Annotated in this window: 24 protein-coding genes; 9 read left to right on the top strand and 15 right to left on the bottom strand. The window is 63.5% G+C overall.

Annotated features, from left to right (window positions below; genetic code table 11):
- Positions 1-14 precede the first annotated feature (14 nt).
- Positions 15-2354 carry a bifunctional acylase PvdQ gene (gene pvdQ / locus AC0ZZU_RS17605; protein WP_476342415.1) on the bottom strand — a complete coding sequence of 780 codons (2340 nt, stop codon included), beginning with the start codon at positions 2352-2354 and terminating at the stop codon, positions 15-17.
- A 175-nt stretch (positions 2355-2529) separates the two neighbouring features.
- On the opposite strand from pvdQ, the gene AC0ZZU_RS17600 reads away from it, so the two are divergent.
- Entirely contained in the window at positions 2530-2904 is a 375-nt protein-coding gene (locus tag AC0ZZU_RS17600) for an RNA-binding protein (protein ID WP_476342414.1), read from the top strand.
- Between the two features lie 38 nt (positions 2905-2942).
- On the opposite strand, the gene AC0ZZU_RS17595 is transcribed toward AC0ZZU_RS17600, so the two are convergent.
- Positions 2943-3131 (bottom strand): hypothetical protein, encoded by a 189-nt coding sequence (locus AC0ZZU_RS17595; RefSeq protein ID WP_324120719.1) that lies wholly within the window; start codon positions 3129-3131, stop codon positions 2943-2945.
- 422 nt (positions 3132-3553) lie between these two features.
- Here AC0ZZU_RS17595 and AC0ZZU_RS17590 point away from each other — a divergent pair, with 422 nt between their 5' ends.
- The gene (locus tag AC0ZZU_RS17590; protein ID WP_476342412.1) at positions 3554-3922 is read left to right on the top strand and encodes a Mor transcription activator family protein; all 369 of its coding nucleotides are present in this window, start codon (positions 3554-3556) and stop codon (positions 3920-3922) included.
- 27 nt (positions 3923-3949) lie between these two features.
- Here AC0ZZU_RS17590 and mtlD read toward each other — a convergent pair whose 3' ends face one another.
- The 4 genes from mtlD to AC0ZZU_RS17570 form a co-directional block, all read right to left on the bottom strand.
- Positions 3950-6106 carry a bifunctional mannitol-1-phosphate dehydrogenase/phosphatase gene (gene mtlD, locus AC0ZZU_RS17585; protein ID WP_476342411.1) on the bottom strand — a complete coding sequence of 719 codons (2157 nt, stop codon included), beginning with the start codon at positions 6104-6106 and terminating at the stop codon, positions 3950-3952.
- A 447-nt stretch (positions 6107-6553) separates the two neighbouring features.
- Complete coding sequence (locus AC0ZZU_RS17580) at positions 6554-10228, bottom strand: translocation/assembly module TamB domain-containing protein (protein ID WP_476342410.1); 3675 nt, start codon at positions 10226-10228, stop codon at positions 6554-6556.
- On the bottom strand, positions 10225-11967 hold the full coding sequence (locus AC0ZZU_RS17575; RefSeq protein WP_476342409.1) for an autotransporter assembly complex protein TamA: 1743 nt from the start codon (positions 11965-11967) through the stop codon (positions 10225-10227). Before AC0ZZU_RS17575 ends, AC0ZZU_RS17580 begins: the two co-directional genes overlap by 4 nt.
- 43 nt (positions 11968-12010) lie before the next feature.
- Entirely contained in the window at positions 12011-12661 is a 651-nt protein-coding gene (locus tag AC0ZZU_RS17570; protein WP_476342408.1) for a GNAT family N-acetyltransferase, read from the bottom strand.
- Between the two features lie 132 nt (positions 12662-12793).
- Between AC0ZZU_RS17570 and xthA the strand changes: the two genes are divergently transcribed.
- On the top strand, positions 12794-13609 hold the full coding sequence (xthA, locus tag AC0ZZU_RS17565; protein ID WP_476342406.1) for an exodeoxyribonuclease III: 816 nt from the start codon (positions 12794-12796) through the stop codon (positions 13607-13609).
- A 1-nt stretch (position 13610) separates the two neighbouring features.
- Here the strand turns inward: xthA and AC0ZZU_RS17560 are convergent, their stop codons facing one another.
- Both AC0ZZU_RS17560 and AC0ZZU_RS17555 read right to left on the bottom strand, forming a co-directional pair.
- The gene (locus AC0ZZU_RS17560) at positions 13611-14363 is read right to left on the bottom strand and encodes an anti-sigma factor family protein (RefSeq protein WP_476342405.1); all 753 of its coding nucleotides are present in this window, start codon (positions 14361-14363) and stop codon (positions 13611-13613) included.
- Positions 14360-14869, bottom strand: a complete 510-nt coding sequence (locus AC0ZZU_RS17555; protein ID WP_476342403.1) for a sigma-70 family RNA polymerase sigma factor — start codon at positions 14867-14869, stop codon at positions 14360-14362. The genes AC0ZZU_RS17560 and AC0ZZU_RS17555 overlap by 4 nt, the downstream gene beginning before the upstream one ends.
- A gap of 128 nt (positions 14870-14997) precedes the next feature.
- Here AC0ZZU_RS17555 and AC0ZZU_RS17550 point away from each other — a divergent pair, with 128 nt between their 5' ends.
- The 3 genes from AC0ZZU_RS17550 (at position 14998) to AC0ZZU_RS17540 (ending at position 17222) form a co-directional block, all read left to right on the top strand.
- On the top strand, positions 14998-16044 hold the full coding sequence (locus tag AC0ZZU_RS17550) for a catalase family peroxidase (protein ID WP_476342401.1): 1047 nt from the start codon (positions 14998-15000) through the stop codon (positions 16042-16044).
- The gene (locus AC0ZZU_RS17545) at positions 16041-16589 is read left to right on the top strand and encodes a cytochrome b (protein WP_476342400.1); all 549 of its coding nucleotides are present in this window, start codon (positions 16041-16043) and stop codon (positions 16587-16589) included. Before AC0ZZU_RS17550 ends, AC0ZZU_RS17545 begins: the two co-directional genes overlap by 4 nt.
- A gap of 87 nt (positions 16590-16676) precedes the next feature.
- A complete protein-coding gene (locus AC0ZZU_RS17540) occupies positions 16677-17222 on the top strand; it encodes a cupin domain-containing protein (RefSeq protein WP_158458351.1) in 546 nt (181 codons plus the stop codon).
- Positions 17223-17284: 62 nt separating this feature from the next.
- Here AC0ZZU_RS17540 and AC0ZZU_RS17535 read toward each other — a convergent pair whose 3' ends face one another.
- Complete coding sequence (locus AC0ZZU_RS17535; RefSeq protein ID WP_476342398.1) at positions 17285-18277, bottom strand: bile acid:sodium symporter family protein; 993 nt, start codon at positions 18275-18277, stop codon at positions 17285-17287.
- Positions 18278-18687: 410 nt separating this feature from the next.
- Here AC0ZZU_RS17535 and AC0ZZU_RS17530 point away from each other — a divergent pair, with 410 nt between their 5' ends.
- Positions 18688-19020 (top strand): hypothetical protein, encoded by a 333-nt coding sequence (locus tag AC0ZZU_RS17530; RefSeq protein ID WP_476342397.1) that lies wholly within the window; start codon positions 18688-18690, stop codon positions 19018-19020.
- Positions 19021-19064: 44 nt separating this feature from the next.
- On the opposite strand, the gene AC0ZZU_RS17525 is transcribed toward AC0ZZU_RS17530, so the two are convergent.
- Positions 19065-19376: a hypothetical protein gene (locus AC0ZZU_RS17525; RefSeq protein WP_476342395.1), complete on the bottom strand. Its 312-nt coding sequence runs from the start codon at positions 19374-19376 to the stop codon at positions 19065-19067.
- 142 nt (positions 19377-19518) lie between these two features.
- A complete protein-coding gene (locus tag AC0ZZU_RS17520) occupies positions 19519-19707 on the bottom strand; it encodes a hypothetical protein (protein WP_476342393.1) in 189 nt (62 codons plus the stop codon).
- Between the two features lie 433 nt (positions 19708-20140).
- On the opposite strand from AC0ZZU_RS17520, the gene AC0ZZU_RS17515 reads away from it, so the two are divergent.
- Positions 20141-21553 carry a purine-cytosine permease family protein gene (locus AC0ZZU_RS17515; protein ID WP_476342392.1) on the top strand — a complete coding sequence of 471 codons (1413 nt, stop codon included), beginning with the start codon at positions 20141-20143 and terminating at the stop codon, positions 21551-21553.
- A 53-nt stretch (positions 21554-21606) separates the two neighbouring features.
- Here the strand turns inward: AC0ZZU_RS17515 and AC0ZZU_RS17510 are convergent, their stop codons facing one another.
- The 4 genes from AC0ZZU_RS17510 to glnT all read right to left on the bottom strand — a co-directional run bounded on the left by AC0ZZU_RS17510 (position 21607) and on the right by glnT (position 26032).
- Positions 21607-22932 carry an FMN-binding glutamate synthase family protein gene (locus AC0ZZU_RS17510; RefSeq protein WP_476342391.1) on the bottom strand — a complete coding sequence of 442 codons (1326 nt, stop codon included), beginning with the start codon at positions 22930-22932 and terminating at the stop codon, positions 21607-21609.
- A gap of 28 nt (positions 22933-22960) precedes the next feature.
- Complete coding sequence (locus tag AC0ZZU_RS17505) at positions 22961-23635, bottom strand: protein glxC (protein WP_476342390.1); 675 nt, start codon at positions 23633-23635, stop codon at positions 22961-22963.
- A gap of 28 nt (positions 23636-23663) precedes the next feature.
- On the bottom strand, positions 23664-24569 hold the full coding sequence (locus AC0ZZU_RS17500; RefSeq protein ID WP_476342388.1) for a class II glutamine amidotransferase: 906 nt from the start codon (positions 24567-24569) through the stop codon (positions 23664-23666).
- Positions 24570-24697: 128 nt separating this feature from the next.
- Positions 24698-26032 carry a type III glutamate--ammonia ligase gene (gene glnT / locus AC0ZZU_RS17495; RefSeq protein WP_476342386.1) on the bottom strand — a complete coding sequence of 445 codons (1335 nt, stop codon included), beginning with the start codon at positions 26030-26032 and terminating at the stop codon, positions 24698-24700.
- A 263-nt stretch (positions 26033-26295) separates the two neighbouring features.
- On the opposite strand from glnT, the gene AC0ZZU_RS17490 reads away from it, so the two are divergent.
- A complete protein-coding gene (locus tag AC0ZZU_RS17490) occupies positions 26296-26889 on the top strand; it encodes a helix-turn-helix domain-containing protein (RefSeq protein ID WP_476342385.1) in 594 nt (197 codons plus the stop codon).
- Positions 26890-26984: the final 95 nt, after the last annotated feature.

Below are 26984 nucleotides of genomic sequence, written 5' to 3'. Positions count from 1 at the left end.
TGCTCAATGACGTCTCACTTGGCTGCCACAGGCGCCTTGTCCTTTTCGCTGATCGCGTAAGCCTGATACTGCGGATCAGCCTTAATCTGCGCTTCGGTGAATGGAATCGGCTGCCACTGCTTGGCTGAGAACGCGCGGGTCTGGTCGCTGGCGTGAGTCGATCCGGCTTCGCTGGACAACGAAAACGCCAGCAAGCCCTGCGCTTGCGGCCCCTTGTCGGTAAAGCTCACCACTTGCAGGTAGCTGGTACCACTGACCACCAGGCGTTTGCCCTGGGCCTGCGGCACGCTCTGGATAGCGTTGTAGACTCCAAGCGATTGCGGACCGCCATGCACGGCGGTGCCGTCGGCCGACTGCTGGATCTGCCCCCAGCGGCTGTCAGCAGCAAGCCCCGCCTCGGCGACCATCTGCAGCGATTTCCGGGCTGCCGCTTCGAGCTGCTTGCGCACTGCCGCCTGCTCGACCGCCAGCCCGCGCGGGGTATGCTGCGGATCGGCCGGGTCGAAGGCGACGCGCCAGAAGTCAGGGTGTTGGAGCAGCGCCTGGAGGATATTCTGGAAATGCACCAGGCCGATGCCGCTGTCCACATCAGCCTTGCCGTTCCACTCCTTGAGACTGCTGCACAGTGGCTGCAGCGTGGCATCGACGCCCTTGCACCAGTCCAGCAGGTCGGGCAGTACGAGACTGGCCATGTACACTTCGTCATCCATTACCAGGCGTTGCAGTTCGTCCGTGCCGATCTTCGCCGAACCCGCCAGACGCTCCAGCGCGAAGCGACCGCGCATGCCCAACGGCTGATCGGCGCGGCTCACCACCGGCGAAAAACCGGTCAGTGGCTGCGCGGGGTTGGCCATCCAGGCCTCATCGTTGGAGTTCTGCACGAAATCGGCGCGCTCGAGAGACGGTAACTTGTGCGCCGGGAAGATGCCGGGCTGGGCGGCCTGGGGGTCATTCTTCCACTGGCACGCGCTGCGCGAACCATCCAGCACCACCATGGGCTGCCCCGCCGCTGCCGGGTCGCTGCACTGGGCCAGCAATTGCTGGTCGACGTAGGGCACGACCGACTGATTCATGTACAGCGCCTTGCCGCCAGCGTCCACCGCCAGGGTGTTGACCCATGGGATGCCCTGCAGTTGCTGCACCGACGCCTTGAGCGCATCCAGACTGCCAGCTCGGTTGATGCGATACCACTGCTCCAGCACCCGCGTGTTGTCCAGGTTGGCATCGCGCAAGCTGTAGGCGTGGCGCGCGTCCCAGTCCAGCCGACCAGGCCACTGCACCACCGGGCCGAAGCTTGAGCTATAGACTTCGCGCTCGACAGTGGTCAACTGCCCGTCTTCGCCCTTGACCTTGACTGACAGGGTCTTGCGGGCCAGCGGCAGCGACTTGCCATCGAGCAGGTAGCGGGCCGGGTCTTTCGGATCGAGCTCCAGGCGATAGAGGGTGAAGTGCCTGGAGGTGTCGACCGTATGCGTCCAGGCCATGTGCTGGTTGAAACCGATATTGATCACCGGCAGGCCCGGCAAGGCAGCGCCCATGACGTCCAGTTGGCCTGGGATGGTCAGTTGCATCTGATAGAAGCGCAGGCCGCCCATCCAGGGGAAGTGCGGGTTGGCCAGCAGCAGTCCACGGCCATTGGCGGAGCGTTGCCCACCCACCGCCACGGCGTTGCTGCCACGTTCCACGGCAAAGCCGGCTTGCCGGGCGGCAATCACGCCAAAGTCAGCGGTCGAGTGCTGCGCGGTGGCCTTTGGCGGAGTTGCCGCCACAAGTGCCTCGGCGAACTGGCCTACGCCGCCCTCGACCAGCAGCCGCCTGGTCAACTTGACCAGGTCCAGCGCGGTGATCGGCCGTGCCCAGTCGCCCTCGCCGCATTCAGGCGGAAGGCCCTTCGTCTTGCGTTCAGCCAGGGCGCGGTTGTAGCCGCTGGCGTAGCCCTCGAGCAACGCGCGCACCTCTTGAGGCTGCGCCTGCCAGAAGCCGAACACCGATGCCGGAGTGTTGAGCCAGGTAAAGAACAGGTCGCTGTCGAGGTTCTTGCGCCGTTCGAAGGTGGTCCGCGACGGACCGAAATAGCGCGAGCGCTCGCCATTGACCGTGAGCATCTCGTTGGCCAGCAGGCACAGGTTGTCCTGGGCGTACGCGTAGCCTATGCCATAGCCCAGGCCACGCTCATTCTTGGCCACGATATGGGGGACGCCAAAACTGGTGCGGCGGATCTGGGCCGAGGCCTCACCGCTGGCCTCGCGCGCGTGCGCGGCGAGGCTGCAAGCGACCAGGGCGGCCGCCAGGCCGAGGGTCGCCAGGGGACGGAAATGGGGGATCACGGGCACTCCTGCGGATTCAAGGGTCATCCCGACCAGACGAAAACCAGGAAGGAAATTTTACGCAAAAGATACGGCCCGGACGTCTTGAAAAGGGAGTGGCGAATTATTTTCACCCGGCACTGCAGTTTTCGGCTGCTCATTCGTCTTAATAAGTGAGGCCCTCACCGTTTCTTCGGGACAGTCCACGAAAAGGAGCATTCACATGTACGACTCTCAAGCCGCACCAGAGGCTGGCGAACGCCCCGCCGCGCCCAAGACACAGCAGCCCGCCAACCTTGATGAGCGGGTCGGCAACGAACAGATTCGCGAGCTGTTGCGGGTGTACGGCCTGCGCACCAGCCTGATCCGCCTGAAGGTCATCGATGCGCTGCACCACGCTGGCCGCAACGGGCGCAGCATCGGCGTGCGGGGGGTGCACACGCAACTTGAGCAACTGGACATCCCGCTTTCGTTTCTAAGCGTACGCGAGGTACTCAAGCGCCTGTGCGCCGAGGGCGTCATCACCCTGGGCAGCGACAAGTGCTACAGCCTGAACCCTCAAGCCCGGGCAGTGCTGGAGCAGCCTGCCTCGCGCTGAAAGTCTGGCCGGCGGGCGCCGGCCATGCCCTGAGGGCCTCAGGGTTTTACCTTGCGCCGCAGCAGACCGTTGATCACTACCACGATGACCGCAACGGCTATCGCGATGTACTGGAAGGTCTGTTCGCTGATTGTCCCCTGCTTTTGCAGGTGGGACAGACCAAGCATGATGCCCAGTACCACCAGGATGATCAGGATGGAGTATTTCAGGCGCTGCACGTGTGTCATCGAAGGTTCCTTGCGACATCAGGGACAATAGGCTCGTTTCGAACCGTCGCCATCATACAACGCCACCCCGTCACCGCGGAGCATTTCGCATTGCCTGGTTGCCTGTGAGCGCTGCCATCCTGAACCCCCATGAGATCAGCGGTGGGTAGGCAACCCAGCGCTAACAGGGAACATCGCCCCTCAATACATTCAAGGCTTCCAGGGTACAGGTGGTGGGAAGTCCTACGCAGACGGTACACGCTGCTCTCAAAACGCTGACCCATAGGGCTACAACTGCTGGTTCAGTTGGCCCCTAGTCACGAAAAGTGCCGCTGGTCGAGAATCGACCGAAGCCATTTCACGGCTCGAAGCGTGATGGCTTTCAACGCTCGGCACGGAAGTCCGGGCACTGCGTTGCCTTACCCTCGCCCCAGGGAGTCACCATGGAACTGCATGACCTCACCCGCATCGATGTCGCGCAACTGCCCCATTCGCTGCAGTCGCTGATCGAGTGCATCGGAATCGAGAACGCCTACCGCCTGACCTGCGCCTACGGTGGGCGGCCCAAGTACATACCCAAGCACCGCGAGCGGACCCGGCTGGTAGAGATCCTCCCGACCGACGCCCTGGACGCCTTGATCAAGCGGTTCGCTGGCATGGCGCTTGAAATTCCCAAGGCCGATCACTTCCTGCGCCAGCTGCGCAACCAGCAGATCCAGCTGGAGAGTGCCAACGGGCTGTCCCGCAGCCTGTTGGCGGACAAGTACGGATTGAGTTTGCGGCAGATAGGTAATATTCGACGGCAGGAGTAGGCTCCAGCCGTGATCAGGCCAGTGGCTTCAATGCGACGGCCTGCTCTCCATTGCAAATGGAGCCGCCCACTTGCTCGGGACCACTTCCTGCAGGTGCCGGAAATTACCTGAAATGGTGTCGATCAGTTCCGAGTCAACGATCGGGTCCATTCCCGGATAGGGCCTGCCGTTGTAGTCGCCGTCATGAGTCAGCACGGCCTCGACATTCCCATCGTTGTCCTTGTACAACTGCTTTATCACCTGGGCCTCCAGATCCTTGCTGTCGCTGCAGCGCAGCGCATAGTGAACGGCAAGGGCTGCCCCGAAGGCCAGCGCAGGCGTCTGGATGCCATGCTTGCGTGCAAGATCGATGCTGCTCAGGATGCGCTCGTGGCGCTGCATTTTGCGCAACGGATCGCGCCCTACACGAGCGCAAGGATCCTTGAAGGACGTTTTGCAGCGGTCAAGGAAGGTATCGGCAAAACTGCTGACCGCCTCTGCCATGTGGGCATTTTCAGCGATCAGTGCGGGCGCGACTTCCTGGCTGATCAAGCGCTCTGCCAGCGCACTCACACGGGCATCGCCCATGCCCTGCCCTACCCAGTCGTAGCCCAGCAGGCTCGCGTACCAGGCGATGATGGCATGAGGGCCATTCCACAGCCGGTTCTTTATGGTCTGGATCTGAGCGATGTCCGTCACCGTTTTGACCTGGCGCAGACGTTCCAGCAGGTCGCTTCCGCGCTCTACATACAGCGGCATGTCGGGCTCGCTGTTGAACAGGATCAGATGCAGCTGGCTCATCGCGCTGCTGGACTGCGCGAAGGGCCTGAACCGCCCGATCAGGCGTTCGTATTCGGGTGGCGGCGCCGACGGCTTCCTGGCCACCGCGGGTTCGTCCTCAAGGCTGTTCTGGAACATCCGGGACTTGATACGCAGTTGTCGAAGCAGAGCGTCATTGCTGATCTTGGAAACGATGCGGCTGACGACCGTTTCGGCGAAGTGGGTCTTTTGCAATATCTGCTTGCTGATATCTGGCGGGCACAGCAGCTCCAGCTCTGCCTGTACATGCAGGCGCACGAACGCCGCCCCGCCAATCTTGTTCAGCACAATCAGAATGGTCAGGTCGCGGCCCCGGCGCTCGAAGCGTCGCAGCAGGCCTCTGGCAATGACCTGGGCCTGTTTGCGGATGGCCTGCTCAGGCAGGCTCAGCCCGATGATTTCAGCGGTGTTGTACATGTCGATCACCGCGTCGGCATCGTCCATGTCGATCATGCGGACATTCTCGATCGTCTGGTCGAACGAGGTCGCCCCGTAGCGCACGCTGTAACGGCCGAGCGCCGAGACAGTCTCCCTGAGCATGCGGGAACGGGTCGCCGCAATGATTTCACACGGCCGGGTATAACCATCCCAATGGGAGAACACCTGGGTCAGGTAACCGCCACCAATGGCCCCGAAACCATGGATGCCGACACGAAACTGGTTCAGCGAGGAAGGAAACGGCTCATTCAGCTCTGGCGTGCCCAGATCAGGCACGCACTCGCTCAAGTCGGCCAGGAATCCATTCATGCTGCGGTAGGCCTTGAGCGCGCCAGCCTTGATCTCTGGCGCCGGCGGCTTGATGTCTTCGATCAGGATCGCCTGCCCTTCGGCTCGTATTGCTGACAGCATGCCGTTTTCCGAGTCTTCGACCATGAAGCATTGGCCGGGCTCGCAATTGAGCGCACGGGCTGCCCGCAGGAATATCTCGGGATGGGGTTTACCTTGGCTGACTTCATCGCCACAGACGGTGATGTCGAAATACTTGAGCACATTGGCGTTGATCAAGTACTCCTCTGCAATAGCCCGGCGACTGGAAGTGGCGACTGCCATCGTCAAGCCAGACTTGCGTAGTCGCTCCAGCACTTCCAGCAATCCGGCCTTGATCGGCACCCCGTGATTGCGGACATACTCCAGTTCCAACTCATCGGCGCGCTTTCGAATCTGCGCGTAAGGAAAGTCTTCACCGTTGTGCGCCTTGGCAAGGGCTTCGGCCTTCTTCGCGCTCAGGCCCAGCGAACCAATCAACGTCTGCTCGCTCAACGCCTTGCCGAAGATTTCCATGGAAGCTTGTTTCAACGTCTTGAAACGCAAGCGCTCGGTATCGAACATGGTTCCGTCCATGTCGAAAATAGCGCTGAAAATTCTTTTGCCCTGAAAAAAGATCATTGGATGACACCCTGTGATTTCGTGAACACTCTCGCCTTCCAAACACATACAAGCGAGCACTGCGAAACAACGACAGCATGAGCCGTCAGGTAGGGGGCATACGACTGGCAGGGCCACGCACCGGCGGCACGTAGAGGTAAGGCGGGACTGGGCGGGGAGTACAGAGGAAGTTTGCGAGCTTCGAGGCAATGCGAAAGGCATGTTGGAGTTCAACTTCACGCCCACTGTCTGCGATTTTATTTGCAGACAGTGAGCGCAAGTAGCGATGGATACGTGTGATTCCAAGCATAAGGTGCTTTGTTTCCTGTGAAGTTACCGGGATTCTTTTTTAGCCTTGCACGTATGCGCCATGGGATGCAAGCCGCGAGCATCGGCCGCTTTGACACGTCGACGCCCCTTCATGCAGCCTGCATAGGGGCGTCTGGACAACGTCAAGTTCAACGCGGCTCAGAAATCGCGCTTGTAGAAGATATCCAGCGAACTGGCCACGCCACTGGCCGCTTCCAGGTAGACCTTCTTGCTCAGCTTGTAGCGCAAGGCGATGGTATTGGCCGGCTCGAAGACTCCTACCCCGTAGCGCAGGCTGAGCTTCTCGGTCAGGTTGCCGCTGGCCACCACGCTGGTGGTGTTGCCGCTGCCTTCGGTGTCGAGCTGGAAATCCTCGATGCCCAGGTTCGTGGCCAGGCTGCCAGTGATCCCGGCGCTGCCCGCCAGGCCCAGGCCGAGCGCTGCTTGCGCGAGCATGTTGTTGTCCTCACCGGTGGTGCCCAGCGGCCTGCCCAGCACCAGGTAGGACAGCGCCTGCTCCTGGCTCATGGCCGGCTCCGAGAAGATCTGCGTGGTCGGTTGCTCGGCACTACCGCTCAGGCGGATGCCGGCGGTCACGTCATCGACCTGGCGAATCGCCTCGATGTCGAGGTACGGTTGGGCGATGGGGCCGGCGAACAACAGCCGCGCACGGCGAATGGTCAGGCGCTGGCCATAGGCACGGTAACGCCCGTCGGCCAGACGGAGTTCGCCGCGGGTATCCATGTTGTCGCCGATGTGTACCCGCCCGAGCAGGTTGGCCGTAAGGCCGAAACCACTGAACGACAGCCGCTCCTGGCCTACTTCGACGTCGATATCCATGGCCATCGCCATCGGCGGCGTGCCCTCCTCTGTCTGGTGACCGACGATCACCGTGTCCTCGGACACCTTGACCGTCGAGGGCGGCAGTTCACGCACGATGATCTTGCCCTTGGGCACCAGCACCTTGCCGGTGACCGCGAGCTTGTTGTCGATCAGGCGGATATTGAGATCGGGGGCGACCTCAAGCTCGGCGTAGGGCTCGACGGTGACCGGCAGTTGCTGGCCCCGCAAACGCAAGTCGACAGCCAGGGCCTGGCCCCAGGTGATGCTGCCGCCCAACTGGCCACGCCCGGCGGTACCGCTGCGCCAGCCACCATCCAGCTGGATCTGCTCGCCTGCGATCAGCGCCTGCAGCGAAAGGTCTTGCAGGCTGACCGGCAATTCGCCGCCGCTGACCTCGCCACCGGTGAGATTGAGGCTGCCGTTGACCTGTGGTGCCATCAAGGTACCCGACAGCTGGCCGCTACCGTTGAGCTGCCCGGTCAGGCGCTCGACCATCGGCACGAACGGTCGGGCGATGGACAGGTCGAGGCCAGCCAGGCGGAAGTCGCCGGAGATCGGCTTGCTGTCCGCCACCGGATCGATGCGCGTGTTCAGCGTCAGCTCGCCCAGGCCTTCGCCGCGGAACGCCAGCCGGGTGTCGACCCGGCGCGGGCTGAGCGTGCTGTCCACGCGCAGGGTCTGGTAGGGGAAGTCCAGCCAGCGGTCCTTGTCACGCATGCGCAAGGTGCCGCCACTGGCGTCGATCACGAAGGTACCCTTGGGGCCGCTGGCCGGAATGTCGAGGTTGACGTCGGCATTGAGCATCCCCTTCCAGGCGAAGTCCTTGGGCATCCATTGGGCCAGGCTCTCGATCGGGAACTGCTTGAGGTGATACCGCAGGCGCGGATCCGGGGCCAGGCGCTGGTCTTCGCCACAAAGGCTGGCCTGCCCCGAGCGCCAGCAATGGGCACCGAAGTCCAGCTGGCCGCTGGCCAGGCGCTGCAGCTTGGCCGGCGCCTGCAGCTGCCAGTCCTGACCACCGGCACGAATACGCCCGCTGGCCAGACGCCCACGCCAGTCGCCCTTGTCCAGGGTGCCGTCCAGGCCGAGGTCGACCTTCAACTGCGGGCCGTCCAACGCCAGGGTCACGGCCTGCTGGCGGATGTTTCCCTTGCCGGTGGCGAGCAGGTCGCCCAGGCTGGTCTCGCCCAGGCGGATGTTGCCGACTTTCAACGCGAGTACTCCCCGCTGAGCGTTGTCGAGCGCGGCGTCGAGGCTTACGTTCTGCACGCGGTTTTCGCCCTGGGCCAATTGCTGGCCCTTCAGGGTCAAGGTGCCTTCGGGCTTGTCAAGGGTACCCGCCACATCCAGGCGGCCTTTGACCTGCCCTTGCAAGCGTGGCCAGAGCTGGCCAAGGCGTGGCAGGTCGAGGTCGACACGGCCGGCCAGGCGCTGCTGCAGGCTGCCGCTGCCGGTGATCCGGTTGTCGCCCAGCTGCACCGCCAGCGTGCCAAGGGTCCAGTTCTGGCCTGCACCGTCTGCCTCGACCTTGAGCACGGCCGGTTGCCCGCGCAGGCGCCCTTTGAGATCGAGCTGGGCATCCAGGCTCAATTGTTCGTTTTTCATTTCGCCCTTGCTGCGCAGCGGCCCGGCCAGGGTGCCGGGGAGCTCGGCTACCCAGTAGGCCGGATCGAGTGCCGACAGCTGCAGGTCGACGTCCCAGGCAAGCTGGTCGGCAAAGCGCAGGGCGACACTGCCAGCGGCCTTGCCCTGCCCGGCGGTCAACGCCAGTTGCGGCAAGCGGACCTGGGTCAGGTCGCCCTCGAACGGACTCGCGACACTGAAGGCGCCCGCAGGTCCGTCGAGATCGCCCTTGAAGGTGCCCTGGTAATTGCCATCACGGTATTTCACCTGGGCATTGAAGCGCCGCAGGTTGACCTGTGGGGTTTCTTCAAGCGGATACAGTCGCAGCCAGGGGAAATCCAGCCAGTCGATCGTCGCATCAGCGCTCAGGCCTTGTTGCCAATCGGCGCTGGCCTGCAGCTTGAGCCGCTGCTGCTCGCTGGCGGTCAGGTCAAGGCCGGCGATCTGCGCACCCTTGGCGTCTACCCGGCCGGCAAGGGCCAAGGCGATCGGCGCTTGCTCGGCCGGCAGGCTGGCCGACCCCTTCAGCTCGTAGCCCTTGTCGAGGTCACCGCTGGCATTGAGCAGCAGCTTGTCGAGCTGCAGGGTATCGGGCAGCGTTCCGGCGGGCTTGAAGGTATCGGCACGGACCTGCAGGGTGGCAGGCAGGTGCTCCGCCAGGGCCTGGACTTCGCCAGCAAGTTCCGCGTTGAGGTAGCCGCTGCTGTTGCCCTTGAGGGTCAGGGTTTTCTGCAGGTCGCCCGCCAGTTGCAGATCCAGTTGCCACGGTTTGTCCTCGACCTTGGGCAGTTGTACCTGGCCACTGAGCTGCACCGGCCAGTCGCCCTCGGGTTGCAACGTGCCTTGCAGGTCAAGCTGCAGGTCATCGCGCTTGAGGTGCAGGCTATCGATGCGCATGCCCTCGCCCGTCCAGTGCGCGGCCAGTTGCAGGTCGCCCAGCAGATCGCTGCCGCCCAGGCGAAGTTGTCCGACGCGTAGCTCGCCCAGTTCAATGCCGAGCGGCAGCCGCAAGGAGGGCAGCAGCAGCGGACTGCTCTCGGTCGTCTCGGCGGACGGCGCGAAGGCCATGTCGATGCGCTCGGCTTCGAGCCTGCGGATGCACAGGGTCGAGCGCAGCAGGCACGCCGGCGTCCAGTCCAGTTGCGGGGCCAGTAACTCGATCCTGGTTTCACCTTGTGTCCAGCGCAGCTGGCCAGCCTGCCACCGGCCGCCCAGCCGGCCGCTGAAGTCGTCCACCTCGAGCCCCGGAACCATCCCGAGCACCCAGCGGCTGCCCGCCTGGGTGCCCAGCACCAGTCCAAGGGCCAGGGTCACCAGCAGCAGTACGGCCAGCAGCGTCAGCAGCAGCGGCTTGAGCGCCCGCCTCACAGTTCCGGCCCCATGGAGAAGTGCAGGCGAATCCCGCCATCGTCATCCAGCGCCTTGGCCAGATCCAGGCGCAGCGGCCCGACAGGCGAAATCCAGCGCACCCCGACGCCAACGCCCGTCTTGAGGCTGGGCAGTTCCAGCGTGTTGAAGGAGTTGCCTTGGTCAATAAAGGTCGCCACGCGCCATTTCTCTGCAATCGAATATTGATACTCGGCACTGCCGGCCACCAGGTAACGACCGCCGATGCGGTCGCCGTCGCTGTTTTCAGGGGACAGCGTCTGGTAGTCGTAACCGCGCACGCTCTGGTCACCCCCCGCGAAGAAGCGCAACGAGGGCGGAATGTTGTTCTTGTATCCATTGGTGGCGCTGCCACCAAACTGCAGGCGCCCGAGAATGCGATGGTTCTGTCCCAAGGTTTTCAGCCCCTTGAGCAGGACATTGGCATGCAGCAGGTTGGTATCCGAGACCAGTCCTTCCTTGGCCACCCGCACGTCGAACTGCAGGCGGTAGCCATTGTGCGGGTCAATGCGATTGTCGCTGCGCAGGTAGGAATAGCTCACCCCGGGCATCAGCAGGTTGCTCAGTCCAGAGTCGTCGCCCAGGCGATATTCTTCACGCTGGTACTTGAGCGAGATTACCCGCTGCCAGCCGCTGGGCAACTTGCTGTGCCACTCGGGGCCGACGGTCAGCAACTTGCTGAGGGTATCGGTGCCGGCGATCTCTTCATACTGGTAGCCGCCAGCGAAACGCAGCTTGTCGGTCAGCGGCGGATCGAGGGGGATGTCATACCACAGGCCGACGTTCTGGCGCGGCGCCGACAGTTCGGTTTCCCAGCCGTAGCTGTGCCCTTGAGGATTGACCCAGTGCCGCGTCCAGTTGGCCTTGCCGCGCGGGCCGACGTCGGTCGAATAGCCCAGGCCGAGCCCCATGGTGCGCGGCTTGCGGGTCTCCAGCTGGACGGCGACCGGGATCTGCTCGCTGACCGCGGCGGTAGGCGCGGCATCGACCCGCACGCCTTCGAAGTAGCCGCTGGACTGCAGGTCGTTGTTGAGTTCGGCGATGAGCTCGGAATCGTAGGGAGTGCCCGCCTTGAACGGCACCATGCGTTGCAGAAGGTCGTTGTCCAGCGGCGTGTCGCCGCCAAAGGTGACAGCGCCCAGGCGGTAGCGCGGCCCGCTCTGGTAGACCAGTTCGATGTCTGCCACCCCGGCCTGGGGATCGACCGCCAGGCGTTGCTGCGCAAAACGCCCGCCGAAAAAGCCATAGCGCGAGGCCTGGTTCTGGATCATCCGCTTGGCGTCTTCGTAGCTCCCGTGGTTCAGCACGGCGCCCGAGCGCAGGGCCTTGCTGTCGGGCACACGAAACGACTTGAGTTCGCTGGCCTCACCTTCGATGCGCACGCTGACATTGCGCAGGCGTATCGGCTCGCCCGGGTCGATGCGAATGATCAGTTGAGCCGGCTGGTCGGCGCGAGCAGAGGGCTTGACCTCGGTATCGATCTGCGCCTGGTAGTAACCCAGCGCCTGGGCGGCCTTGCGCGCCTGCTCCTCGGCGCCGCGGCTGAAACGCAGCAGCGCGTCTTCATCGCGGTCGCCAAGGCTACCGATATACCCTTCGACATTGGCCCTGAGCGCCTTGTTGGCGGGTTTGACCCGCACGACCAGTTCGCTCTGAGCCCAACCTGCGGTGCTGGCGACCATGAAAACAAGGCCCCAGGCAAATCTTCCTGAATACGTCATGCGGCGCATGCTACCAGAGCTTGACGCCCCGACACACCGCGCATCAAGCCAGCGCTGCCACAGAGGGCGCTGGAGCGGGATGGAAAAACACCCGCTCGCGAATCGGCCCCACGGCAACTTCGCCGATTTCCTCGTAACCCTGGCGTTGATAGAACGCAAGATACTGCTCGTTGCCAGTGTCCAGGACCACGCCTTGGGTATGCGGGTCTTCGGCGCACCAGTCATGCACGGCTTGCAGCAGCTGTTCGCCGTACTGTTGCCCCTGGAACTGCGGGTGAATGCCCAGCAGTGGCAGCACATGCACCTGGTCCGTGGGCAGGCAGCTCGCCAGCGCGGCCTGATAGCCCAGGTAACGCCGAGTGCCACGCACGCCGACCCCGAGAATCATCCGCAGGCGCCAGGCCCAGCTGTCGGTCACGCCCAGGCGCCGCTGCGGCGGTACGATCAGCGCGATGCCGACCAGGCGGTCATCAACCAGCAGGCCAATGGCTGGCAATTGCATGAAGAAATGCTGGCGCACGCGTTCGCGCACTACCGCCCGCAGGCGGCGCTCGTAGCCTGGGCGCTGGGCATCGAACAGGTACTCGAACGTCGGTTCGTGGCGGTAGGCTTCATAGAGCAGGGCGCGCGCCTCTCGCCGATAGCCGTCATCGAGCTGGCAGATGCGGGCCGGGCTTGCGGTGGGTTCGGACATGGTTGGCAGACCTCCTGGAATGAGCGTTCATGGGGGTTTGAGGCCGGGCGCGGCGCAACGTTCCCGGCACTGTGCTGGTGGCGAAGGCCGATGTCGGCTAGCATCCTGGCTTTTACCAGGATTGTGTTTCCAATGAAGATCGTCTCGTTCAACATCAATGGCCTGCGCGCCCGACCTCACCAGCTCGCGGCGGTGATCGAAAAGCACCAGCCCGATGTGATCGGCCTGCAGGAAACCAAGGTCAGCGACGATCAGTTCCCGCTGGCCGACATCCAGGCCTTGGGTTATCACGTTCATTACCATGGCCAGAAAGGCCACTACGGCGTCGCCCTGTTGTCACGCCAGGCGCCGCTGACGCTCCACAAGGGCTTTGCCAGCGATGAAGAGGATGCCCAGCGGCGCTTCATCTGGGGCACCTTCGCCGACGCCGACGGCTCGCCGGTCACCATCATGAACGGCTACTTCCCCCAGGGTGAAAGCCGCGACCACCCCACCAAGTTCCCGGCCAAGCAGCGCTTCTACAGTGACCTGCAAGTCCTGCTCGAGGGCCAGTTCAGCAACGACCAACCGCTGGTGGTGATGGGCGACGTGAACATCTCGCCGGAAGACTGTGACATCGGCATCGGCCCCGACAACGCCAAACGGTGGCTCAAGACCGGCAAATGCAGCTTCCTGCCCGAAGAGCGCGAGTGGATGGCACGCCTGAAGAACTGGGGCCTGACCGACAGCTTCCGTCACCTTTCCCCTGATGTCAGCGACCGTTTCAGCTGGTTCGACTACCGCAGCCGCGGCTTCGAGGACGAACCCAAGCGCGGCCTGCGCATCGACGTGATCCTTGCTTCCCACGGCTTGCTGCCTCGGGTGAAGGCGGCTGGGGTCGACTATGACCTGCGTGCGATGGAGAAACCGTCCGATCACGCACCGATCTGGCTTGAGTTGGGCGACTGAATCAAAGACTGACCCCCAGCGCCTGTCGCACCCCCTCCCCGCGCTCATCCCCCGCGGCGCTCACCAAGGCAAAGTTGTACGCACCATGGGACCAGTAGCGGGCCTGCAACTGCCCCTCGGTCCGCTGCCCGCTCGGCATGCGCGCATATCGCTCGCCGGGTGAGCGCAGGAACAGGCTGATCCGCTGCCCATCGCGGTCCTGGAACACCAACAGGGCCGCTGGACCTTGCTCGTTGCTGAGCAGGCGCGCGCCCACCGGCTCGAAACCATAACGGCCGAGGTCCGGCAACTGGCCTACCTGGCTGAAATGCCGCCCCAGCCAGGCCTGCAGCTGCGCGGGGACACTGGCGGTAAGGTCGAGGGCGGTGGCATCGGCAAACAATCGGTGTGCCTGAACCGCATCGGCCATCGGGGCGTTGTCGGCGAGCCAGGTGGCCTGCCGCGCCTGCCAGCCGCCGAGACCACCCACACCCAGCGTCAGCAGCAGCACCGCTGCGCTGGCGAGTCGCCGATGACGCCGCTGGCGCAGCCGTTGGCGGATATGGCTGAGGTCGAGTTGTGGGCTGCCTGGTGGCTCGTCGAGCCCCGCCAGGGCCACCCGCAGGCGACGGGCATCGCTGCGCCAGGCTTCGACCCGCACGGCGTCCTCGGGGTGTGCCGCCAGCCAGGCCTGCACTTCTGCCCGGCGACGGCTCTCCAGGCGATCATCGACATAGGCGTGCAGCTCTTGCTCGGTAGGTATCAGGCGCGTCATTTCAATCTCCGCAAGGCCGGTGGCGTCGGGCTGCCCTCGGTCAGTTCACGCAGGGCGCCGCGGGCGCGCGACAGGCGCGACATCACGGTGCCGATAGGCACATCCAGGGCCAAGGCGGCCTCCTTGTAGCTCAGGCCTTCAACGCTGACCAGCAGCAATAGCGCACGCTGCTCGGCCGGCAGCCGGGCGAAGGCTTCGAGCCCGGCCTGCGCCTGAACGATGGCTTCGGTTTCAGCGCCGGCCTCCTCCGCACGCCCGAACCAGGCCAGCCAGCGCGCGTGACGACGCTCACGCCGTTTGCCATCGATAAAGAGGCGGTAAAGGATGGCAAACAGCCAAGGGCGCAGGCTATCCCCGTCGCGCCGCTGCCCACTGCGGCTCAGCGCACGCTCGACCGTGGCCTGGACCAGGTCGTCGGCGCTGCTCGCCTCGCGGGTCAGCCACAGGGCAAAGCGGCGCAGGCGCTGGAGCATTTCGCGCCATTGGTGGTCGTCTAGTTCGTGCATGGCCGGGGTCCGGTTGGTCGGCAATCAGTGTACGAAGCTGACGCGTCCCCAGCGAATTTATTCCACAGCGTGGGAATAAAAACCTGTGGATTACGTCGTACCCGCTCATTCACCGACCGGATTCAATCATGAGCACTCCGTTAAACCGCTCTTCCAAGGCCCTGCGTCTTGTAGGCATCGGCCTCGGCCTGACCGGCCTGGGTGCGCTCTTCGTCTATGCCGGCGGAGGCTTCGGCAGCGCGGAGCTGACCCCGCAGCGCATCATCGATACCTTCGAGGCGCAGGCAGGGCACCATCCCGGCTACCGCAAGAATCATGCGAAGGGCCTGTGCGTCAGCGGCTATTTCCAGAGCAGTGGCCTGGCCGAACCCCTGTCCACTGCGCGGGTATTCAGCCAGACCAGGGTGCCGGTGATCGGCCGCTTCGCCATCGGCGGCGCCAACCCGCACAGCCCTGATACCGCAGTGCCTACCCGCAGCATGGCCATCGAATGGCGCAGCGACGATGGCCAGGTGTGGCGTTCCGGGATGAACAATCCCCCAGTGCTGGCGGTGAGTACGCCGCAGGCTTTCTACGAGCAGGTGCTGGCCTCGACGCCGGACCCAGCCACTGGCAAACCCGATCCTGCGCGGCAACAGGCGTTCTTCGCGGCCCATCCGGAAAGCACGGCCTTTCGCCAATGGGCCGCGGCCTACAAGCCCAGCGACAGCTTCGCCAACACCGACTACAACAGCATCAATGCCTTCAAGCTGACCGACGCCGCCGGCACCACTCATCCGGTGCGTTGGCGGATGGTGGCGCAGACGCCTTTTGCCCCCCTGCCCGGCCAGGTCGATGACAAGCAATACCTGCAGCACGACCTGGCCAAGCGCCTCGAGCAGGGTCCCTTGCGCTGGACCTTGCGCCTGACCCTGGCCGAACCCGGTGATCCCATCGACGACCCGGCGCACGCCTGGCCTGGCGAACGGCGCAGCATCGATGCCGGCACCCTGGTGATCGAACAGGTCGACGCCCCCGAGCAAGGCGCCTGCCGCGACCTCAATTTCGACCCGCTGATACTGCCCCAGGGCATCGAGCCCTCCGGCGACCCGATTCTTGCCGCCCGCTCTGCCGCCTACGCAGACTCCTTCAACCGTCGCAGCCGCGAGTCGCTGCAGTCGCAGGTACAGCCATGAAATCCGCCCCCTCCGTGTTCCATCCCCTTGCACGCCTGCTGCACTGGGGCATGGCCGTGCTGATCCTGGCCATGCTGTTCATCGGCGTGAGCATGGTCGGCGACCTGTCGCCGCGCCATACCCTGTTCATCCAGTTGCACAAGGCAACTGGCCTGGCACTGCTGGTCCTGGTGCTGATCCGCATCGGCGTGCGCCTGAGCGTGCCGCATCCGCCCCTGCCGCGCGACATTCCCGCACTGCAGCGCCTCGCCGCTGGCGCCTCCCACCTGCTGCTGTATGGCCTGATGCTGGGCATGCCATTGCTGGGTTGGGCCATGCAATCCGCCGGTGGCTACCCTCTGCCGCTGCAACTGCCGGCCATCGCACCGCATGATCTTCGGCTCTATTCAGTGCTGCGCCAGGCTCACGGGGCGTTGGGCTACCTGCTGTTCGCGACGATCCTTCTGCACCTCGGCGCTGCCTTGATGCACGCGCTCGTGCGCAGGGATGGCGTATTGCGAACCATGTGGCCAACACCGGCACCGCGCCCCGACCAGCGTCGCTGAGAAGCACAGCGCCACGCCGCACGGAGTGTGTTTTAATGCGTCGCTCATTATTTTTGACACCTCCTCTTCTTTGATAAAAAGGCGGCTATGGACACCGGGACACGACTCAAGCTGGTGCGTGAACGCAACAACCTCTCGCAACGGGAACTGGCCCGTCGTAGTGGCCTGACCAATTCGACGATCTCGCAGATCGAACAGAACCGCGTCAGCCCCTCGGTCAGTTCCCTGAAAAAGCTGCTTGAAGGCATTCCCATGAGCCTGGCGGAGTTTTTCAGCTTCGACGCGCCACCCCGTGAAGAGCGATACGTGTTCCGCGCTGGCGAACAGCCCGACCTGGGCAGCAACGGCCTGCGCATGCTGCTGGTCGGCGCCGATGTCGAAGGCCGGCAGATGCGCATGCTGCGCGAGCTGTACGCACCGGGCGCCGATTCCGGCGAGCCAATCGTGCATGCAGAGGGCGAGGAATGCGGCCTGGTAACCCGTGGCACCATCGAGCTCTGGGTGGATGGCCAGGTGAGCGTGCTCAGTTCCGGCGACGGCTACTACTTCCCCACCACCCTGCCCCACAGCTTCAAGAACATCGGCCAGGACGAGGCCGAGATCATCAGCGCCAACACCCCGGCGAACTTCTGATCCTCGACTGACCTGCCGCCGCTGAACGGCCGCGAGAGTGAGCGGCCGTCAGCGCGTTGGACTCAGGAAACCACTGCGCCCCGCTCCTGCTCCTCGACACGCGCTGCATACCGCTGCGCCAGTACCGCGCATACCATCAGCTGGATCTGGTGGAACAGCATCAGCGGCAGGATCATCGCGCCGATCCCCGTACCCACGAACAGCACCTGGGCCATAGGCACACCCGTCGCCAGGCTCTTCTTTGAACCCGCGAACAGAATGGTGATCCGGTCTTCAAGGCTGAAGCCCAGCCAGCGCCCCAGCAGCCGCGTGGCGACCAGCACCACGGCAAGCAGGATGCCGCACACGGCGAACAATCCAGCGAGGTGCTGCGGCGAAACACTGTTCCACAGGCCGCTGACAACGGCATCGCTGAACGCGGTGTAGACCACCAGCAGGATCGAGCCCTGGTCGACGATCTTCAGCCAGCGGGCGTTGCGCTTGACCCAGGCGCCGATCCAGCGGCGGGCGATCTGCCCAGCGACGAAGGGCACCAACAGCTGCAGGATGATCTTGAGCACTGCATCGAGGCCAGAACCGGTCTCGCCATCCGCACCAAGCAGCAGCATGACCAGCAGTGGGGTCAGGAAGATACCGATCAGGCTGGAGGCCGCCGCGCTGCAGATGGCCGCCGGAACATTGCCGCGGGCCAGCGATGTGAAGGCGATCGCCGATTGCACCGTGGCCGGCAAGGCGCAGAGGTACAGCACCCCCAGGTACAGCTCATTGCCTACCAGTGGCAGGAACAAGGGTTTGAACGCCAGCCCCAGCAGAGGGAACATCACGAAGGTGCAGCAGAACACCAGCAGGTGCAGGCGCCAGTGCCCTGCCCCGGCGATGATCGCCTCGCGCGACAGCTTGGCGCCGTGGAGAAAGAACAGCAGGCCGATGGCCAGGTTGGTTGCCCAGCCAAACAGCAGGGCGCCGTTGCCTTCGCAAGGCAGCAGGGTGGCGATCAACACGACCCCGAGCAGCATCAAGGTGAACTTGTCGAAGAGCATTCGCAGGTACTTCATGGCACGTTCCGGCTTGTCATTTGTGTAGGGGCAGACAATACCGGTTAGTTGCCTGTCTTGCTAACGTTCGACCTCCTCCCTGGGTCGATGAACGACATCTCATCAGCTGTTGCAAGGGCCTCGGGCAGGATTGTCCGACAATATGTAGTGACCAAAAATATTCACTACAAAACGGTTGACGATGTTAATTGCCCTTCGGCATGATGAGGCCGTCTCCCTGATCGGGAGCGGTGGCACGGGTATTCCAGACGGCCTGCGCGGTAACGCAGGCTGTTCGTGGAGAGGGAACTGTCCAAAAGACAGCGTGAAGAAAGCCCCTGTTGCGATGCTGATGTAGCAGCTTTGGTGGTGCGCTACATGATGGTGGCGCCAAACGTGAAATGACCAACCAATGGGTAATAGGGGGCTTTATGATGAACTTGAACAACCAACCCACGATCGACCAGCTGGCCGAGCTGTTCGCCGCGCGCAAGGACAGCCTCGATGACCACCTGCTGTGGGTCAACCAGACCGGCGAGGTCCGCCTCGACCGGCTGCCGCCCAATGTGATCGAGGCAGAATTCGAAGAGCACATGCCCAGCATGCGCGCCCGCTTCAAGGTCTACCGCCGTGGCCAGGGCTACGTTGGCAAGAAGGCCGCCGCCGACACCGAGTTCGTCGGCCGCGTGCTCCAGACCCTGCAACAGGAATGGCCAACTGCCCGAGAGCAGCAGGCCGTTACGGTGATCGACCCGCTCCACTGAGCCGCTCACCGTCCAGTTCGCCCGGCCCGCAAGGCCGGGCTTTTTCATGCCCGCGCCCGGGACCTCTGGCGCTCATGCCGCTGGATAGGCAAGGCGCCGGTAGCCAACGCCCTCGCCCGGTCCACGCCCCAGACCAGCGCGCGGGTCATGCTTTCGCCTGGGCGCGTGGGGTAGTACTCCTCCACCAATGCGGCGCCTTTGCGGGCATACAGCCCAAGGAACAGCTGCGTGGCGCCAACCCGCGACAGCCGCACCTGCACATCGATGCTGGTGCCGTCGCACAGCTCTTCATCATGGCAACGGCTGTGCAACTGGGCATCGGCCCACCGCCAATAAGTTTCTTCCCTGATACGCATGGAATCCAATCCTCCTGTGATTTGCCCTGACAGTAAGGCACGGCCACGCCGATTCGGCGAGCGCTACCCGCCGATACCCTGAGTGAGATCAATCAAGACGAAAAAAACCCCGCCGTCGGGCGGGGCGTCGGGCTTGGGCGACTCAGCGCTTGACGGGCACACGAGGGGTGAACCGGCCTTTCTTGATGCGCTGCAGGTGACCAGGCTTGAGCTGCTCCGATTCATCCAGGGTCATGTTGGCAAACCCCAGGCGCATCGCGGTCTGGCCGCAGCGCACCTGGCTATTGATCGGATACTCCTCGCTCAGGTCTTCGAAAAAGGATTCGCTCATGCCCTGTCTCCCTCCGGTGCGAACTCGTGCCGGCAAGCAGATGGTTTGCCAAGGAAACACGGGTTTCATAAAACGGAGACTAGCCGGTCATTTGCGGACCAGCCGGACAAAAACCCAGGACCCGACCAGTGGCCTAGTAGTGGCAATCCTGTCCCGGCCTTGTCCGTAAGAGGCTCGCCTGTCAACTCCTGCACCCTCCTTGTGCACAACCGCACCCGCCGCTCCTACAAGGGTGATTAGGGATGGCACGCAATGTGCTTTAGGTACCCCTTGCGCTTTCGCAGGACATAAGTTTTTTAAGGTTTATGGGTACATATTTACTAATTTATTCTTCCCCGCCCACTGCTCAAGATCTCTCCAACAAGAAGGCGTCGTCCCTGGCCGACGCTCATCGAAGTACGACCCCGTACTCACCCTTGCCTTGGAGTTCGTCATGACCCGTGCAACAACATCGGCACCCCTCATAGAAAAACACACGATCGGATACGTGCCGCCCGAAGACCGCCACGGAAAGGTGAGGGATCTGTTCACGCTCTGGTTCGGTGGCAACATCGCGCCATTGCCCATCGTCACCGGCGCCTTGGGCGTGCAGCTGTTTCACCTGAACCTGGTCTGGGGCATCGTCGCCATTCTGGTCGGTCATCTGGTCGGTGGGGTGCTGATGGCGCTGCACTCGGCCCAGGGCCCACAGATGGGCATTCCGCAGATGATCCAGAGCCGAGCCCAGTTCGGCTCGCTTGGCGCACTGCTGGTAGTGGTGATCGCCGGGGTGATGTATATCGGTTTCTTCGCCTCCAACATCGTGCTGGCCGGCAAGTCGCTGCACGGTGTGGTCGACAGCGTGCCGGTACCGGTGGGCATTGTCGTCGGTGCGCTGGGCTCGGGCATCATCGGCATTATCGGCTACCGCTTCATCCACGTGCTCAACCGCATCGGCACCTGGGTGCTCGGAGTGGGCATCGTGCTAGGCTTCGGCTACATCCTCACGCACATCCAGACCGATGATTTCCTCACTCGCGGAAGCTTCAACATCTCTGGGTGGCTCGCCACCGTATCGCTTGCAGCGCTGTGGCAGATCGCCTTTGCGCCCTATGTATCGGACTATTCGCGCTACCTGCCGGCAGACGTGAAAGTCTCGTCGACTTTCTGGACCACCTACCTGGGTTCGGCGCTGGGTTCGAGCCTGTCGTTTGCATTCGGCGCCGTCGCCGTGCTGGCTACTCCGGTCGGCATGGACACCATGGACGCGGTCAAGCTCGCTACCGGTGCTATCGGTCCACTGATGCTGGTGCTGTTCCTGCTGAGCGTCATCAGCCACAACGCGCTCAACCTGTATGGCGCAGTGCTGTCGATAATCACCCTGGCACAGACCTTCGCCTACCGCTGGATCCCCACCGCGCGCAGCCGCGCCGTGCTCTCGCTGGTCGTGCTGCTGGGTTGCTCGGTGGTAGCGGTGTTCGCCTCGGCGGATTTCATCGGGCACTTCGTCGACATGGTGCTGGTACTGCTGGTAGTGCTGGTGCCCTGGACGGCGATCAACCTGATCGACTTCTATGCCATCCACAAGGGTGACTACGACATCGGCTCGATCTTCAAGGTCGATGGCGGCATCTACGGTCGCTACAACCCGCAGGCCTTGCTTGCGTATGCAATCGGCATCGCGGTGCAGATCCCGTTCATGAACACCCCGCTGTATGTGGGCCCGGTGGCCGAGCACATCAACGGTGCGGACCTGTCGTGGCTGGTCGGTTTGCTGGTGACTTCGCCGCTGTATTTCTGGCTGGCGAGCCGGGACAGTGCGTATCGCCGTCGCCAGACCAGCGCCAGGCTGGCTGTTGCCCACTGATCCACGTCCGCCCCGTGGCAAGACCGCCGGCTCCGTGCCGGCGGTTCCCCTTCTCAATACTGCACTTGCCCCGGCACCCACTGGGTCCCAGCCAACGGCACGCGCGCCATTGCCGCCGCCTCTACCGTCAGCGCCACCAGATCCTCCGGGTCCAGGTTATGCAGGTGCGACTTGCCACACGCCCGCGCCATGGTCTGGGCTTCGAGCACCAGCACGCGCAGGTAGTTGGCCAGGCGGCGTCCCGCATCCTGCGGATCGAGACGCTTGGACAACTCCGGATCCTGCGTGGTGATACCCGCCGGGTCTCGCCCGTTTTGCCAATCGTCATAGAAGCCGGCCGCCGAACCGATCTTCTTCAGTTTCTCATCGAGCCGCGGGTGGTTGTCGCCCAGGGCGATCAACGCGGCCGTACCAATGGCCACGGCGTCAGCGCCCAGCGCCATGGCCTTGGCCACATCGGCGCCATTGCGGATACCCCCCGAGACGATCAGCTGGACCTTGCGGTGCATGCCCATTTCCTGCAGCGCCTGCACTGCCTGGGGAATGGCCGGCAGGATCGGAATACCCACGTGCTCGATGAACACTTCCTGCGTCGCGGCGGTGCCGCCCTGCATGCCGTCGAGCACGATCACATCCGCCCCGGCCTTGACCGCCAGCTTGACGTCGTAATACGGGCGGCTGGCGCCAATCTTCACGTAGATGGGCTTTTCCCAGTCGGTGATCTCGCGCAGCTCGGCAATCTTGATCGCCAGGTCGTCCGGACCGGTCCAGTCCGGATGACGACAGGCGCTGCGCTGGTCGACGCCGATCGGCAAGGTGCGCATGCCGGCGACCCGCTCGGTGACTTTCATGCCCAGCAGCATTCCGCCGCCGCCTGGCTTGGCGCCCTGCCCCAGGACGATCTCGATGGCATCGGCCTTGCGCAGATCATCCGGGTTCATGCCGTAGCGCGACGGCAGGTATTGGTATACCAGGTGCTGCGACTGGCCACGCTCTTCCGGGGTCATGCCGCCGTCACCGGTAGTGGTGCTGGTACCGGCGATGGTTGCGCCACGGCCCAGGGCTTCCTTGGCGTTGGCCGAGAGCGCGCCGAAGCTCATGCCGGCGATCGTCACCGGGATCTTCAGGTGGATGGGGTTCTTGGCGAAGCGGTTGCCCAGCACCACGTCGGTGCCGCACTTCTCGCGGTAGCCTTCGAGAGGGTAACGCGACACGCTGGCACCGAGCAGCAGCAGGTCGTCGAAGTGCGGGATGCGGCGCTTGGTGCCGCCGCCGCGGATGTCGTAGATGCCGGTTTCGGCCGCGCGCTGGATTTCCTGGATGGTCAGGCGGTCGAAGGTGGCGGACTCACGCAGTACCGGTGGGGTTTTCTCGCTCATGGTGCAGTTCCTCGAATTCGGGGGCGGTTCAGTACGCCGAAGCGTTGTCGACCTTGAAGTTGTAGAGCTCGCGGGCCGAGCCGTAGCGCTTGAAAGCAGCCGGATCCTCGTCGAACCCTGCGCGGTTGAGCAGTTCCTTGAGCTCATCCAGGTGCTCGCCGCGCATCTCTTTCTCGATGCAGTCCGAGCCGAGCGACTGCACAGTGCCCTTGACGTAGATGCGCACCTCGTAGAGCGAATCGCCCAGGGCATCCCCGGCATCGCCGCAGACCACAAGCCGCCCCGCCTGGCCCATGAAGCAGCTCATGTGGCCGATGCTGCCGCCGACGACGATGTCGACGCCCTTCATCGAAATACCGCAACGTGCCCCGGCGTCACCCTCGATCACCAGCAGCCCGCCATGGGCGGTGGCGCCGGCGGCCTGGGAAGCGCTGCCCTTGATGCGCACCGCGCCAGACATCATGTTCTCCGCCACGCCCACGCCGGCGTTGCCGTGCACGGTTACGCTGGCCTGCTGGTTCATCCCGGCGCAGTAATACCCTGCGTGCCCCTGGATATCCACGGACACCGCCTGGTTGATGCCCACGGCCAGGTTGTGCTTGCCGTCGGGGTGAGTGACCAGCCACTCGCGATCCTGCATCTCGCCATGCAGGGCCTGGTTGAGCTCGCGCACCGAGGCGCTGGAAAGGTCGATGGTTTTCATGAAGTTCTCCAGTAGTTCGGTCGGCAGGTCAGGCGCTTTCGCGCTCCCAGACGTACAGGGTGGCGGGCTGCGGTTCCCAGACCTTGGCCTTGTCGATGCCCGGCAGGCCAGCCAGGGCTTGATATTCCGAGGCCATGGCCACGTAGTCGTCGGTCTCGGCCAGCACTGCGGGCTTGCAGGCGATCGGGTCACGGATCACGGCAAAACCGTTGCGGGTGCCGATGGCGAAGGTGAAGAAGCCGTCGAGATCTTCCAGCGCGCCATCCAGGGCCTTGGCCAGGGTGTCGCCCTGCTGCAGGCGCCAGGTCAGGTAACCGGCGGCCACTTCGGTATCGTTGTCGGTCTCGAAACTGATGCCTTCGCGCTTGAGTTCCTGGCGCAGGCGGAAGTGGTTCGACAGCGAACCGTTATGCACCAGGCAGAGGTCGGCGCCGGTCGAGAACGGATGGCTGCCTTCCATGGTCACTGCGCTTTCGGTGGCCATGCGGGTGTGACCGATGATATGGCTGCCTTTCATGCCCGCCAGGCCGAAGCGCTGGGAGATCTCGACGGGCAAGCCCATGCCCTTGAGGATCTCGATGCTCTGGCCTGCGCTCATGATGCGCACGCCCGGCGCGAGGTCAGCCAGCGCGGTACGTGCAGCGGCTTCTGCGCAATGAGCCTTGAGCACTGCGGCGCTGGCGTTCTGGAACCAGTCGAGCGAGCAGCCCAGGCGGGCTTCCAGCGCGCCCATCAGCTCGCTCCACGGATAGGCGGCGTCGCTCGCCTGCAAGGTCAGCTTGACCCACCCATCGGCCACTTCGTCGCCATAGATGGCAAAGCCGGCGCTGTCAGGGCCACGGTCTGTCATGGCCTGGAGCATGGGTTCGAAGAGTGCGCCCAGTTGGCTTTCCAGCGCCTGGTTCTTCAGGTACAGACCTACGATTCCACACATAAGGGGCCTCACTTTGTTCGGCAGCTGTGAGCGGCAAGCCACGAGCTGCAAGTTGTCCGTGTTGAACGGAAATTCTGTTTTCACCGCAAGCCGTTTTCACTTGCAGCTTGCGGCTCTGAACATGCTGCTCAGAAAAATTCGGTGTAGCGCTGGATTTCCCAGTCGGAGACATGGCGGGAGTACTCCACCCATTCCATGCGCTTGAGCTTGATGAACTCGTCGACGATCCCGGCGCCCAGCACCTCGCGGAACAGCGGGTCGGCTTCCAGGGCGTCGGCGGCTTCCTTGAGCGACTGGGGCAGCGTCTTGATGCCGCGCGCGGCGATTTCCTCAAGGCTCAGGTTGTAGAGGTTCTCGTTGCACATCTCGCCTGGCTCCAGCTGGCGGTCGATGCCGTCCATGCCAGCGGCGATGATCGCGGCGGTGACCAGGTAGGGATTGCAGCCGGCATCGGGCAGGCGGAATTCCAGGCGCCCGTAGGGAATGCGCACCATCGCGGAGCGGTTGTTGGCGCCGTAGGCAACGAACGCCGGGGCCCAGGTCGAGCCAGAGAGGGAGCGGCCAACCACCAGGCGCTTGTAGGAGTTGACCGTGGGCGCCGCGAAGGCACACAGCGCCGGGCCATGGGCCATCAGGCCGGCGGCGAAGTGATAGGCCAGCTTCGACAGCCCCATGCCGCTGCTGTCGGACGGGTCATGGAACAGGTTCTTGTTGGTGGCGCTGGCCAGCGACAGGTGGAAGTGCATACCGTTGCCGGCGCGCTTGGGGTCCGGCTTGGGCATGAACGAGCAGATCATGCCCAGGTCATTGGCGATTTCACCGGCGGCCATGCGGAAGAAGGTAAAGCGGTCAGCCGACTCGAGGGCATCGCTGTAGGTATAGTTGATCTCGAACTGGCCGTTGGCGTCCTCATGGTCGATCTGGTAGATGTCGAAGCCGACCGGCTGCAGCGCCTCGGTGAGACGCTCGAGAAACTCGCGGGAGCGGGACAGACCTTTATAGTCGTAGCAGGGCTTGTCGAGGTTGTCCGAGGCATCCACCAGTTGCAGCTTGCCCCCGGCATCACGGCGAAACAGGCTGAACTCGGGTTCAAGCCCAGTGTTCAAGGTCCAGCCCTTGTCCGCCAGGCGCTGCACCTGCCGTTGCAGGACATGGCGGCTGTCATAGGGCCAAGGCTCGCCGTTGACGTGACCCACGCATACCACTCGCCCGTAGCCGGGCTGCCAAGGCACCGGAATCAGTGTGGAGAGATCGCCGCGGGCCATGAAGTCAGGACCGTGCGGCTCCATCCCCATGCCGCAGATCGCGAATCCGGCAAAGCCGGCGCCCTCCTCGGCCACCATCTTGAGGCCCGACACGGGTACCGACTTGGTCTTCGCCGAACCGTGGATATCGACGAACTGCGCCAGCACGTACTTGATGCCGTGTTGGTCAATGGCGCGCTGGGTTTCTGCTGGCAACATGGGTGATCACTCCTGGGAAAAGGGACAAGGCAGGGTGGGACCGGTGTTAAATTCCATTGAGGAAACTTATTTTCCTATCAGGAATGCAACTGCCTTGCCAACTTGCCTTGATCGCTCCAGAAGTGGTCAGAAGGCGATTTTGTTCTGTATATATGGGAAACTTGCTTTCGTAGCAGGAAAGTAGAAGGCACACAGATGCCGTATCGCACTTTCTCGGTGCGAAACGCTTATTCTTGAACTGAAACCGTGCAGGATACCGCCCGATGTCGACCGTCACCGAACCGCGCCTTCGTCTGGAGCAATACCTGGGCTTGCAGATCAAGCGCCAGCGTCTGGCCCAGGCCCTCAAGCTCGCCGACGTGGCGCGCATTGCCGGCATCAGCCAAGGCATGCTGAGCAAGATCGAGAACGCCCAGGTCTCGACAAGCCTCGACACCTTGAGCCGGCTCTGCGATGTGCTTGGCATGCCCATGTCCAAGCTGTTCAGCCAGTACGACCAGGCCGATGGCAATGCGCTGCTGGTCAAGGCCGGCGACGGCCTTGAAGTGGTAAGGCGCGGTACCGAGAAAGGCCACACCTATCACCTGCTGAACCACACCCGGGGGCCGAAGAAGAGTTTCGAGGCGTACATGGTGAGCATGGACGACGCCAGCGAAGAGTTCCCCACATTTGCCCATCCGGGCACCGAGTTCCTGCATCTGCTCGAAGGCGAACTGGTGTACCGGCACGGCAACCAGCTGTATCACATGGAGGCTGGCGACAGCTTGACCTTCGACGGCGAGACCCCGCATGGGCCGGAACAGCTGGTGCAAGTGCCGATCAGGTTGTTGTCGATCATGAACTACGGGGTGGAGTGAGGTCCGTCGAGCCTCGGTACTCCCGGAAGCCGCTCTAAATTTTCCTGCCAAGATAAAAATTTTCCCTCGGGTATAGACCCGCTCTCCAACTTCGC

It is taken from the genome of Pseudomonas sp. JE3303 (assembly GCF_056312565.1).
This window is presented reverse-complemented; position numbering and strand designations above follow the sequence as displayed.